The 11,830-nt window shown below is 65.7% G+C and carries 11 protein-coding genes; 8 read left to right on the top strand and 3 right to left on the bottom strand.

The annotated features are described in order from the left end of the window. Positions 1-7 precede the first annotated feature (7 nt). Complete coding sequence (gene purM / locus ACQR1D_RS14955; RefSeq protein WP_434840017.1) at positions 8-1,081, bottom strand: phosphoribosylformylglycinamidine cyclo-ligase; 1,074 nt, start codon at positions 1,079-1,081, stop codon at positions 8-10. A gap of 157 nt (positions 1,082-1,238) precedes the next feature. Here purM and ACQR1D_RS14960 point away from each other — a divergent pair, with 157 nt between their 5' ends. The 4 genes from ACQR1D_RS14960 (at position 1,239) to ppx (ending at position 6,392) form a co-directional block, all read left to right on the top strand. Next, positions 1,239-1,793: a CDP-alcohol phosphatidyltransferase family protein gene (locus tag ACQR1D_RS14960; RefSeq protein ID WP_315800270.1), complete on the top strand. Its 555-nt coding sequence runs from the start codon at positions 1,239-1,241 to the stop codon at positions 1,791-1,793. Between the two features lie 58 nt (positions 1,794-1,851). Then, positions 1,852-2,529: a chromosomal replication initiator DnaA gene (locus tag ACQR1D_RS14965; RefSeq protein WP_434840016.1), complete on the top strand. Its 678-nt coding sequence runs from the start codon at positions 1,852-1,854 to the stop codon at positions 2,527-2,529. 125 nt (positions 2,530-2,654) lie between these two features. Continuing rightward, the gene (locus tag ACQR1D_RS14970) at positions 2,655-4,850 is read left to right on the top strand and encodes an RNA degradosome polyphosphate kinase (protein ID WP_315800272.1); all 2,196 of its coding nucleotides are present in this window, start codon (positions 2,655-2,657) and stop codon (positions 4,848-4,850) included. A 42-nt stretch (positions 4,851-4,892) separates the two neighbouring features. Beyond that, entirely contained in the window at positions 4,893-6,392 is a 1,500-nt protein-coding gene (gene ppx / locus ACQR1D_RS14975) for an exopolyphosphatase (RefSeq protein WP_434840039.1), read from the top strand. A 7-nt stretch (positions 6,393-6,399) separates the two neighbouring features. Here the strand turns inward: ppx and ACQR1D_RS14980 are convergent, their stop codons facing one another. Next, a complete protein-coding gene (locus tag ACQR1D_RS14980; protein WP_434840015.1) occupies positions 6,400-6,822 on the bottom strand; it encodes a globin family protein in 423 nt (140 codons plus the stop codon). Positions 6,823-7,165: 343 nt separating this feature from the next. Next, positions 7,166-7,546: a hypothetical protein gene (locus ACQR1D_RS14985; protein ID WP_315800275.1), complete on the bottom strand. Its 381-nt coding sequence runs from the start codon at positions 7,544-7,546 to the stop codon at positions 7,166-7,168. Between the two features lie 167 nt (positions 7,547-7,713). On the opposite strand from ACQR1D_RS14985, the gene ACQR1D_RS14990 reads away from it, so the two are divergent. The 4 genes from ACQR1D_RS14990 to ACQR1D_RS15005 all read left to right on the top strand — a co-directional run bounded on the left by ACQR1D_RS14990 (position 7,714) and on the right by ACQR1D_RS15005 (position 11,830). Continuing rightward, positions 7,714-9,126 carry an aldehyde dehydrogenase family protein gene (locus ACQR1D_RS14990; protein WP_316180892.1) on the top strand — a complete coding sequence of 471 codons (1,413 nt, stop codon included), beginning with the start codon at positions 7,714-7,716 and terminating at the stop codon, positions 9,124-9,126. A 78-nt stretch (positions 9,127-9,204) separates the two neighbouring features. Further along, positions 9,205-9,768: a DUF2478 domain-containing protein gene (locus ACQR1D_RS14995; protein ID WP_434840014.1), complete on the top strand. Its 564-nt coding sequence runs from the start codon at positions 9,205-9,207 to the stop codon at positions 9,766-9,768. Between the two features lie 405 nt (positions 9,769-10,173). Then, positions 10,174-10,986, top strand: a complete 813-nt coding sequence (locus tag ACQR1D_RS15000; RefSeq protein ID WP_316180895.1) for a uridine kinase — start codon at positions 10,174-10,176, stop codon at positions 10,984-10,986. Between the two features lie 13 nt (positions 10,987-10,999). Further along, positions 11,000-11,830, top strand: coding sequence for a molybdenum storage protein subunit alpha (locus ACQR1D_RS15005; RefSeq protein WP_434840013.1), 831 nt, complete (start codon positions 11,000-11,002; stop codon positions 11,828-11,830).

Genomic DNA, 11,830 nt, shown 5'->3' on the forward strand with positions numbered 1-11,830 from the left:
ACTCGTCTCACAAAGCCAGGTCGAGGGCGCCGGTATAGATCACCCGCTCGTCGCCTGTCGCGGCAACGACCTCGCCGAGCCGTGCGACGTGCTCGCCATTCGCGGTGAACACCTCGATGACGGCATCGACGGCCTCGGCCTTGACGATCGCGATCATGCCGATCCCGCAATTGAAGGTGCGCAAGAGCTCGCGCTCGGCAATGCCGCCCTGCTCCGCCAGCCATTTGAAGACCGGCAGCACCGGCAGGCGCGTCAGGTCGATCGAGACGCCGAGATGCTTCGGCAGCACGCGTGGAATGTTGTCGGTGAAGCCGCCGCCCGTGATGTGTGCGAGCCCCTTCACCGCACCGGTCTCGCGGATGGCGCGAAGGCATGATTTCACATAGAGGCGGGTCGGCGTCAGCAGCGCCGCGCCGAGGGTCAGGACCGGCGCGAACGGCGCCGGCGCATCGAAGCCGAGGCCGGACTGGGCGACGATCTTGCGCACCAGCGAATAGCCGTTGGAGTGGACGCCGGAGGATGCGAGCCCCAGCACCACGTCACCGGCCGCGATGTCGGGAGACGGCAGCAGCGTGCCACGTTCCGCCGCGCCGACCGCGAAACCGGCAAGATCGTAGTCGCCGTCCTTGTAGAGGCCCGGCATTTCCGCGGTCTCACCGCCGATCAGCGCGCAGCCGGATTCCCGGCAGCCTTCGGCGACACCGGCCACGATCGACGCCGTCGCCTCCGGGTCGAGCTTGCCGCAGGCGAAGTAGTCGAGGAAAAACAGCGGCTCGGCGCCCTGCACGACGAGATCGTTGACCGACATGGCGACCAGGTCGATGCCGATGCCGCCATGCAGCCCGGTCTCGATCGCGATCTTCACCTTGGTGCCGACGCCGTCGGTCGCCGCGACCAGCACCGGATCCTTGAATCCAGCGGCCTTGAGGTCGAACAGGCCGCCAAAGCCGCCGATCTCGGCATCCGCGCCGGCGCGGGCGGTTGCGCGCACCATGGGCTTGATCAGATCGACCAGACGGTTTCCGGCATCGATATCGACGCCCGAATCTGCATAAGTGAGCCCGTTCTTGCGCTCGGTCATGGTAAAAACCCCTAATCTGGCCGCTGGTTACGTCGGAATCCAGCCGCGCGCAATGGCTCGCAAGGGGCTCGTCCCCACACTATCTAGGAACCGTACCGGTTCGCCCTGTTTCGGAATCGGGTTGTCTTTTGATCGAGTCGTCGTCGGGACCCGCTGCGTGACCATTCCCCACAGTATCCCCAATCTGATCACGCTGGGTCGAATCCTGCTGGTTCCGATCGTCGTCTGGGCCATTGCGGCCGGCCAGATGGAGATCGCGTTTCTGGTCTTCGTGGTCGCGGGGGTGAGCGACGCCGTGGACGGCTTCCTGGCCAAGCGCTTCAACCTGCGGTCCGAGCTGGGAGCGCTGCTCGATCCTCTCGCCGACAAGGCGCTGCTGGTCTCGATCTTCGTCACGCTTGGCATCTGGGGCGCGATCCCGCGCTGGATCGTCATCCTGGTGGTCTCGCGCGACATCATGATCGTCTCGGCGGTGATCGTGTCCTGGCTGTTCGACCGACCGGTCGCGATGAAGCCATTGATGGTGTCCAAGCTGAACACGGTCGCCCAGGTGGGATTCGCGGCGCTCGTGCTGGCCTCGCTCAGCTTCGGCTTCGAGCCCAGGCCCTACGATGTGGTGCTGATGGTGCTGGTCACCGTCTTTACCCTCGTGTCGGTCGGGCTGTATCTCGTCGACTGGGTGCGCCACATGAGCACCATCGAGGTCCGGTGATCCTCCGCGGAGGGCCCGTCCTGACCTCACGCACCACACGATATGGAGCAATTCGATCTTGGCCGGCCATATCCCCCCTCGTCAGCTGGCCTTCGCGCTGCCGCATGCGGAGAGCCTGACGCGGGACAATTTCTTCGAAGGTCCAGGCAACGCGGCTGGGCTCGCTCTGGTCGACGCCTGGCCGGAATGGCCGGCGCGGACCATGTTCCTGGTCGGCCCCGACGGCTCCGGCAAGAGCCACCTCGCCGCGATCTGGGCCGAGCAGGCAGGCGCCCGATCGCTGTCCGCGCATGCCCTTGAGGCAGGCGTGGTCCCCGGGGCGCTCACCACCGGCGCGCTGGTGCTGGAGGATCTGACCGCCACCGGTCTCGACGAGCGGGCGCTGTTTCACCTGCTGAACCTGGCCCGCCAGGACGAGGCCTTCGTGCTGATCACGGCGCGCGAGGCCCCGGCGGCCCTGCCAATCGCCCTGGCCGATCTGAGGTCGCGGCTGCGTGCCGTCCCGGTGGTCACGCTGCTGCCGCCCGACGACCAGCTGTTCCGGGCCCTGATCGTCAAGCTGGCCGCCGACCGGCAGCTGGCGATCGACGAAACCGTGGTCAGCTATCTCGCCAGCCACATCGAGCGGTCCTATGCGGCGGCACGCCAGACCATCGCGCTGCTGGACAACGAGTCGCTGCGGCTCGGACGCCCCGTCACCCGGGCGCTGGCGGCGGAGCTGCTCCGCCCGGCGTGACCGGCAGCCATCTTGACGGCGGTTGATGACGGAACCTCAATGGTGCCGGCAACGTCATCCCCTGGTCACCCAGATTGGGCTACGGTCGACCATTCGCGACTGGACGGATATGGATCGAATTCCCTATGGATACCGAGCAAGTTACTGAAATTTCAGAGAAAGCACCGGTCTCGGCGCCGTCCATCGAGATTGCCTCGAGCCCCGAGCGATTCATCAATCGGGAGCTGTCCTGGCTTCACTTCAACCGCCGCGTTCTGGAGGAATCGGTCAATCCGCGCCATCCCGCCCTGGAGCGGGTGCGCTTCCTGTCGATTTCCGCCAACAACCTTGATGAATTCTTCATGGTGCGCGTCGCCGGCATCCGCGCCCAAGTCCGCGAGGGCATCGCCGAGCGCAGCCCCGACGGGCTGACGCCGACCGAGCAGCTGAAGCTGATCAACGAGACGGTGTCGCAGCTCGCCATCGACCAGCAGGCGATCTGGCGCGACCTGCGCAAGTTTCTCGGCGAGCTCGGCATCGTGCTGGTCGACGGTCAGGACGTCACCAGGAGCGAGCGCGCCTGGATCGAGGACCATTTCCTCGCCAACATCTTCCCGCTGCTGACGCCACTCGCGATCGATCCGGCGCATCCGTTCCCGTTCATCCCGAGCCTCGGCTTCACGGTGGCGCTGCAGCTGATCCGCTCCGCGGACGGGCGTCCGATGAACGCCCTCATTCGCATGCCCGGCAAGATCGACCGCTTCATCCGCTTCCCCGGCTCCAAGGATGGCGTGATCCGCCTGATCACCCTGGAGCAGGCGACCGGACTGTTCATCGGCCGGCTGTTTCCGGGCTACACCGTGAAGGGCCAGGGCGCCTTCCGGATCATCCGCGACTCCGAAATCGAGATCGAGGAAGAAGCCGAAGACCTGGTGCGGCTGTTCGAGACGGCGCTGAAGCGGCGCCGCCGCGGCTCGGTGATCCGGCTCGAGATCGAGGCCAACATGCCGGAGGAGCTGCGCCGCTTCGTGCAGAATGCGCTGTCCACGACGGATGACGAGGTGTTCGTCGTCGACGGCGTGCTGGCGATGAACGAGCTGTCGCAACTGACGCGGGTCGACCGGCCCGACCTCGAATTCGCGCCCTATGTGCCGCGTCACCCCGAGCGCGTCCGCGACCATGGCGGCGACATCTTCGCCGCGATCCGCCAGAAGGACCTGATCGTCCATCATCCGTACGAGTCGTTCGACGTCGTCGTGCAGTTCCTGCAGCAGGCGGCGCGTGATCCCGACGTGGTTGCGATCAAGCAGACACTGTACCGGACCTCCAACAACTCGCCGATCGTGCGCACGCTGGTGGAAGCTGCCGAAGCCGGCAAGTCGGTGACCGCGCTGGTCGAGCTCAAGGCGCGCTTCGACGAGGAAGCCAACATCCGCTGGGCCCGCGACCTCGAGCGGGCCGGCGTGCAGGTGGTCTACGGCTTCCTGGAGCTGAAGACGCATGCCAAGCTGTCGATGGTCGTGCGCCGCGAGGGCGGCAGCCTCACCACCTACGTCCACACCGGCACCGGCAACTATCACCCGGTGACGGCGCGCATCTACACCGACCTGTCCTACTTCACCTCCGATCCTGTGATCGGCCGCGACGTCACGCGGGTGTTCAACTACATCACCGGCTATGCCGAGCCGATCGACATCGAGAAGATGGCGGTGTCACCGCTCACGCTTCGCAAGCGCATCATCGAGCACATCCACGGCGAGACCAGCTTCGCCCGCCAGGGCAAGCCGGCCGTGATCTGGATGAAGATGAACTCGCTGGTCGATCCCGACATCATCGACGCGCTGTACGAGGCCTCGCAAGCCGGCGTGTCGATCGAGCTGATCGTGCGCGGCATCTGCTGCCTGCGCCCGGGCCTGCCCGGACTGTCGGAGAACATTCGCGTCAAATCGGTGATCGGCCGCTTCCTCGAGCATGGCCGCATCTACTGCTTTGGTATGGGTCAGGGCCTGCCGAGCGCCAAGGCCGCCGTCTACATCTCCTCGGCCGACATGATGCCGCGCAATCTCGACCGCCGCGTCGAGGTGCTGTGCCCGCTTCAGAACCCCACCGTGCATCAGCAGGTCCTGGAGCAGATCATGGTCGCGAACCTGAAGGATACCGAGCAGAGCTGGCAATTGTTGCCGGATGGGTCGTCAACGCGTATGAAGGCCGCGAAGGGCGAGGAGCCGTTCAACCTGCACAATTACTTCATGACGAATCCGAGTCTGTCCGGCCGTGGAAAGTCGCTCAAGGAATCATCGCCGCGCCGGCTCACGCGCCGGAATGAACGCTCTCCTTCATAGGGGCTGTCTGCACCGGGGCCTTCTGCGCCGGGACATGCCGTGGTGAAGCCGCCCCGCACGAGGGCCACGAGCGTCGGTGTCATCGACATCGGCTCGAATTCGGTCCGTCTCGTCGTCTACCAGGCGATGGAACGCAGTCTCGTCACTGTGTTCAACGAGAAGGCGCTGTGTGGGCTCGGTCGCGAGGTCCAGACCACCGGCCTTCTCGCATCTGATGCCGTCGACAAGGCGCTGACCGCGCTGAAGCGCTTCCGTGCGCTGTGCAAGGTGCAGCGGGTGGGGCAGGTTCATGCCATCGCGACCGCCGCCTGCCGGGATGCTTCGAACGGCCCCGATTTCATCACCAAGGCCGAGAAGATCTGCGGCGCGCCGATCCAGATTCTCACCGGCGCCGAAGAGGCGCGCTATTCGGCGCTCGGCGTCATCTCCGGCATTCACAAGCCCGACGGCATCGTCGGCGATCTCGGCGGCGGCTCACTCGAGCTGATCGACGTGCGCGGGCACCAGGTCCGCAGCGGCGTCACCCTGCCGCTCGGCAGCCTGGCGCTGCAGGATCTCGCCGAGAAATCGCTGAAGAAGGCGCAGCGCATCGCGAGCGAGGCGCTGACCGACTTGCCGCAGCTGCTGGCCGGTCAGAACCGCACCTTCTACGCGGTCGGCGGCACCTGGCGCGCGCTGGCGCGCATCCACATCATCCAGAGCGGCTATCCGCTCGGCGTCATGCACGGCTATGCGATCCCGGCGGCCGACGCGCTGGCCTTCGTGCGCCGGCTGCGCCGCCTCGTCGCCGCCGACATGCTGGCCGACATCGAAGCGATCGCCGAGGCGCGACGCCCGCTGCTTGCCTATGCCGCGCTGGTGCTCGAGCACATCATCCGCGTCGCCAGGCCGACGACCGTCGTGTTCTCGACCTTCGGCGTGCGCGAGGGCCTGCTCTACTCCAAGCTTCCCGACGCCGAGCGCGCCAAGGACGGGCTGCTCTGCGCGGCGCAGGGCCTCAACGAGCTGTTGTCGCGCTCGGCCCAGCATGCCCGCGAGCTGATCGACTGGACCGACCGCCTGTTCCGCGTGATGCACATCCGCGAGACCGAGGACGAGCGACGGCTGCGGCATGCGGCCTGCCTGTTGTCCGACATCGGCTGGCGCATGCATCCGGACCATCGCGGCGAGCAGACCTACGGCATCATTCTTAACGGCAATTTCGGCTCGATCAGCCACGAGGGCCGCATCTTCGCCGCGCTGTCGGTGTTCTTCCGCTACGAGGGATTGGGCAACGAGGCGAAGCCGCCTGCCCTCACCGAGCAGCTCAGCCCGGCCCAGATCGATCGTGCGCGCCTGCTCGGCACCGCGTTTCGCGTCGCGCATCTGATCTCGGCGGCGCGGCCGGGCGTGCTGCCGGCAACGCATTTCCGCACCCAGGACCGCAAGCTGATGCTGGTGTTCGAGCACCAGATGGTCGACCTCGTCGCCGACCGCGTCGGCGGACGCTTCAAGCAGCTCGCGCGTCTCGTCGGCCGCTCCGGTTCGATCGTGCGCAGCTAGATCCGGATCAGGGCTGCCGGGCGCCGGCCGAGATGGCGATCATGCGCTGGGCGATGATGCCATAGACCTTGCGCCAGGCCTGCTCGACCTCTTCGTTCCAATGCGGACCAAGTCCGTTGGCGAGGGTCCACAGCAGCGCTTCGCCGACCACCGGATAGTGCTCAGGCCTGACCCCATAGCGCGCATGATTGCGGCCGAGGATGTCGGAGCTCGACAACAGACCCGTCGTCTGATCGAGGCTGCCGACGAGGACCGCCAGGGTCGCGATGAAGTCCCGTTTCAGCACGTCCATGTCGGCGGGAAACATCGTGCGACATTCCGGCGCGAGCTCGAAGATGCGGTCATAGAACGTCGTCGTCATCTGTGTAGCATTGGCAAATACCAAGTCGAACGACGACCTGACGTGCACGATCTCATCAGCAGTCAACATGCGCAAGTCCAATTCGAAACAATTCCAATCAGGGCCCGACCAGTGGAGCTCGACGTGGTGGTGTCGCGGCGGCGCGAACGGGTTTAAGATTATAAGAAACAGACGATCGCGCCCTGAGGTACTTGTCAAAGGCGCGGCACCGTGCCGCAGCATTGTGGAGCGGCTTGTGATCCGGCCGCGACGGTTGCTGACCGACCCAGTGATCGGAGACGGTAACGGCAACACATATGACGGCCATCGTGCTTCTCGCAGGGCATCGGAGGACGCCGACGCGCCGGCCGCCGCCCTCGAAACAGGCAGGAAATCCCTGGCCTGACCAACGTTCGGATCGGTCCCCGCGCGATCAGTTCGGCCGGATCGCCGGTGCCGACGGGTATCGCATCAGCAGCGCCTCGCCGAGCACGTTCTGCTGATCGTCGGGAATCGCGAACCGGACGCTGAAGCCGTCGGGCGTTGCGAGCGTGATGATGCGCTTCGTCGAATCCGTCGACTGCTCGATGGTCCAGGACGCCAGCGGATAGGCGTAGCGCAGTGCCTGGTCGCCATAACGCGTACGCAGCGCCAGCTCGAGGAGGCCGGGCAGCGTCATGACCAACGCGCCGGCCTGGCTGACCGAGAGGCTGAGCGCCGCCGCATTGCCGGCCGCGTCCTCGAACCCGAGCGAGATCGTCTCACCGTCGTCGACGACCTCACAGACCGTCAGCGCCTTGGCCCGCAGCTCCATGATGGCTCCACATCAATTCACCGTTATTTCCGTATGACTATAGCGAAAAATGCCATCGCGTCCAGCGCGGCAGCGGAAATGCCGCGGTGGCGTTGCTGTATTCATCGTGATATAGCGTCAGATATAACGTGGCCGAAGTGCCATATCTTGCAGGGAGAGTCATGCCGATGAGCGACTATCATCTTTTGATCGGCGGCACGCTGGTGCCGGGCGCCGCGACCATGCCGGTGATCAATCCGGCGACCGAGGAGGTGCTCGCGCAGTGTCCGCGGGCCTCCGAAACCCAGCTCGACCAGGCGGTCGCCGCCGCCAAGGCGGCCTTCCCCGCCTGGGCCGCGACTGCGATCGAGGAGCGTCGCCGGCTCATTGGCAAGATGGCCGACATCATCGAAGCCAATTCGGGCGAGTTGGCCCGGATCCTGACCAGCGAACAGGGCAAGCCGCTCACCGACGCCACCGGCGAGGTGCTCGGCATGGCCGCGTTCTTCCGCTATCTCGCGACGCTCGAGCTGCCGATGCGCGTGATCGAGAGTTCGGGCGACCGCCAGGTCGAAGCCTATCGCCGTCCACTCGGGGTGGTCGGCGCCATCATTCCCTGGAACTATCCGCTGCTGATCCTGGGCTTCAAGCTGCCGCCTGCCCTGCTCGCCGGCAACACGCTGGTGGTCAAGCCGGCCCCGACCACGCCGCTCTCGACCCTGAAATTCGCCGAGCTGGTCAAGGACGTGCTGCCGGCCGGCGTGCTCAACGTGATCACCGACGCCAACGATCTCGGCGACCGCATGACCGGGCATCCGGACATCCGCAAGATCTCGTTCACCGGCTCGACCGCGACGGGACAGAAGGTGATGGCCAGTGCCGCGCAGACCTTGAAGCGGATCACGCTCGAACTCGGCGGCAACGACGCCGGCATCGTGCTCGACGACGTCGATCCGAAGACCGTCGCGCCCGGTATCTTCGAGGGCGCCTTCCAGAACTCCGGGCAGGTCTGCCTAGCGATCAAGCGGCTCTACGTGCACGAGAGCGTCTATGATGACATCTGCAACGAGCTGGTCGCGATCGCCAAGAACACCGTGGTCGACGACGGCTCCAAACAGGGCACCAAGCTCGGGCCGCTGCAGAACAGGATGCAATACGAGAAAGTGAAGGCGTTCCTCGACGACGCGCACAAGAACGGCAAGGTCATCGCCGGAGGTGCTGCGATGGATCGTCCCGGCTACTTCATCGAGCCGACGATCGTGCGCGACATCAAGGAAGGCTCGAAGCTGGTCGACGAGGAGCAGTTCGGACCGGTGCTGCCGGTGATCAAATACTCCGACCCGAGCGACGTCATCCGCCGCGCCAACGGCACCAGCTACGGCCTGGGCGCATCGGTCTGGTCGTCCGATCCGAAACGCGCGCATGAGATCGCCACCCAGATCGAGGCCGGCACGGTGTGGATCAACAAGCACCTGGACATGGCGCCGCACATCCCGTTCGGCGGCGCCAAGCAATCGGGCATCGGCACCGAGTTCGCCGAGGAAGGCCTCGCCGAGTTCACCCAGCTGCAGATCATCAACGGACCGGGCCTCACGGCCTGAGCCACATGAAGGCCGCGGACAGTTGTCCGCGGCCTTCCCGCAAACGGGTCCACCGTCATTTTCACTCCGGAGCGCGTGATGTTCGACGCCGAATGCGACCTCGCTGCCCTGGTGTATGATCAGGGCGACGAGCCGGATCAGCTGTTACGAGAGTTCGCAGACCGTCTTCGGGCTCGCGGCGTTCGTGCCGTCGGACTGGTGCAGCGTGTCCAGCGCTCTCTCGACGCGCACGAGATCGCGGCGACGCTGGTGCACAGCGGTGTCGAGATTTCTCTGCTGCAGCGGCTTGGGCGCCAAGCCGGCGGCTGCCGCCTCGACGTCGGCCAATTGCTGCAGGCGGGCTCAGCAGTGGCGGGGGCGCTGAGCGAGGGCGCCGATCTTCTCATCGTCAACCGCTTCGGCCGCCAGGAAAGCGAAGGCGGAGGCCTGACCTATCTGATCGAGCAGGCACTGGCCGCGGATGTCCCTGTCCTGATCGCCGTCCCCTGCTTCAGGTTCGCCGAGTGGATCAATTTCGCGCAGGGCATGAGCGTGAGGCTGCCCTGCACGCGTCGCGCGCTGGACCAGTGGTGGTGGAGCGTGTCGCGGCGCTGCGCCGTATTCGACAAGAATCGACCCACGATCTGCGAGCTTCTCAAATGATCGCGGCTGCCGTTCACCGGCAACCTGGCGCTGCGATCAATCGGGCCAGGCCGCAGTCGGCGCGATTATGCCGAAACTTTGTGCATTGTCGGAAACCCTGCAAACCGCTCGGGTGAAGCTATATGATTCTCGATATAGCTAATTGAAATACCAAGGGATTTTCTCTGACTGGATGGACCCGCGGGATCGGCGCGATCGATATTCGCGCATGACAGCGTGGGCCAACCTGCTCCGCAGACGATTGTCGGGGCCACGAACGGTCGTGTATTCCACGGGCAATATGCGATCGATAGCCGGCATTGAGCCGGCTGCCAGGACATCTCAGGGAAACGGTCAGGAGCGGGTGGACGGCGCAGCCAATCCGGCACGCCGGCCGGACATCCACGAGGAAAGGAACGTTTTTCAATGGCAACCACGACGGCCGGGCTCGAGCAGCTTCTGATGCAGCGCTCGCTCACCGACGCCCAGTTGATTGCGGCGGCGGAAACGGCGGCTGACTTCCGCATCCTTCCCGACGCCACCGTGATCAAGATCGGCGGCCAGAGCATGATCGATCGCGGCCGTGCCGCCGTCTATCCGCTGGTCGAGGAGATCGTCGCCGCCCGCAAGGCGCACAAGATGCTGATCGGGACCGGTGCCGGCACCCGCGCGCGCCACCTCTATTCGATCGCCGCCGGACTGAATCTGCCGGCCGGCGTGCTGTCGCAGCTCGGCGCCTCCGTTGCCGACCAGAACGCGGCAATGCTGGGCCAGTTGCTCGCCAAGCACGGCATCTCGGCGGTGGAAGGCGCGGGTCTTTCCGCCGTACCGCTCTATCTCGCCGAGGTCAACGCGGTCGTCTTCAGCGGCATGCCGCCCTACGGCCTGTGGATGCGCCCTTCGGCCGATGGTGTCATCCCGCCCTACCGCACCGACGCCGGCTGCTTCCTGGTCGCCGAGCAGTTCGGCTGCAAGGCGATGATCTACGTGAAGGACGAGAACGGCCTCTACACCGCCAATCCGAAGACCGAAAAGAATGCCACCTTCATTCCCAAGATCTCGGTGCCCGAGATGAAGGCCAAGGGTCTGGCGGACTCCATCCTGGAGTTCCCGATGCTCGACCTGCTCGAAGCCTCGCGCCACGTCCGCGAGGTCCAGATCGTCAACGGACTCGTGCCCGGCAATCTGACCCGTGCGCTCGCCGGCGAGCACGTCGGCACCATCATCACCGCGAGCTGAGGGCCCCACCGCCATGGCTGACACCAACACCATCAAGCACGTCGCCTCGCCGCTCGCGCGCCAGACGCTGCTCGACGACAAGCTCACCCGTCCTGTCGCCGGCAAACGCCCGATCGCGCTGCTGCCCTGGCTGCAGGTCGTCAAGATCGGCGGCCGCGCGATCATGGACCGCGGCGCCGAGGCAATCCTGCCGCTGGTCGAGGAGATCAGGAAGCTGCTGCCGGAGCACCGGCTGCTGATCCTCACCGGCGCAGGTATCCGCGCCCGACATCTCTACGGCGTCGGCCTCGATCTCGGCCTGCCGGTCGGCTCGCTCGCACCGCTCGCAGCCAGCGAGGCCGGCCAGAACGGCCACATCCTGGCGGCGCTGCTGGCCTGCGAAGGCGTGTCCTACATCGAGCATCCGACGATCGCCAACCAGCTCGCGATTCATCTCACCGCGGCACGCGCAGTGGTCGGCAGTGCCTTCCCGCCCTATCACCACCACGAATTCCCGACCTCGCGCATTCCGACGCATCGGGCCGACACCGGCGCCTTCCTGATCGCCGATGCGCTCGGCGCCGCGGGACTGACGATCGTCGAGGACGTCGATGGCGTCTACACGGTCGACCCGAACGGGCCGGACGCGGCAAAAGCAAGACTGCTGGGTCAGACCAGCTTCGATGCGTTGGCCAGGCAGGACGGCACGCTGCCGTTCGACCGCACGCTGCTCGAGGTGATGGCCAACGCACGCCACATCTCGCAGGTCCAGGTCGTCAACGGCCTGGTGCCGGGACGGCTGACGGCGGCGCTGCGTGGCCACCACGTCGGCTCGATCATCACGACCGGCGCCAAGGCCGACTGA

It is taken from the genome of Bradyrhizobium sp. HKCCYLRH2047 (genome assembly GCF_051168175.1).
In the GTDB taxonomy this organism is placed as follows: Bacteria; Pseudomonadota; Alphaproteobacteria; order Rhizobiales; family Xanthobacteraceae; genus Bradyrhizobium.

What these genes read in the sequence shown, in the direction of transcription:
- purM (WP_434840017.1), bottom strand. Translation starts at nt 1,081, where the DNA reads ATGACCGAGCGCAAGAACGGGCTCACTTATGCAGATTCGGGCGTCGAT.
- ACQR1D_RS15000 (WP_316180895.1), top strand. Translation starts at nt 10,174, where the DNA reads ATGGCAACCACGACGGCCGGGCTCGAGCAGCTTCTGATGCAGCGCTCG.
- ACQR1D_RS14990 (WP_316180892.1), top strand. Translation starts at nt 7,714, where the DNA reads ATGAGCGACTATCATCTTTTGATCGGCGGCACGCTGGTGCCGGGCGCC.
- ACQR1D_RS14985 (WP_315800275.1), bottom strand. Translation starts at nt 7,546, where the DNA reads ATGGAGCTGCGGGCCAAGGCGCTGACGGTCTGTGAGGTCGTCGACGAC.
- ACQR1D_RS14970 (WP_315800272.1), top strand. Translation starts at nt 2,655, where the DNA reads ATGGATACCGAGCAAGTTACTGAAATTTCAGAGAAAGCACCGGTCTCG.
- ACQR1D_RS15005 (WP_434840013.1), top strand. Translation starts at nt 11,000, where the DNA reads ATGGCTGACACCAACACCATCAAGCACGTCGCCTCGCCGCTCGCGCGC.
- ACQR1D_RS14995 (WP_434840014.1), top strand. Translation starts at nt 9,205, where the DNA reads ATGTTCGACGCCGAATGCGACCTCGCTGCCCTGGTGTATGATCAGGGC.
- ACQR1D_RS14980 (WP_434840015.1), bottom strand. Translation starts at nt 6,822, where the DNA reads ATGTTGACTGCTGATGAGATCGTGCACGTCAGGTCGTCGTTCGACTTG.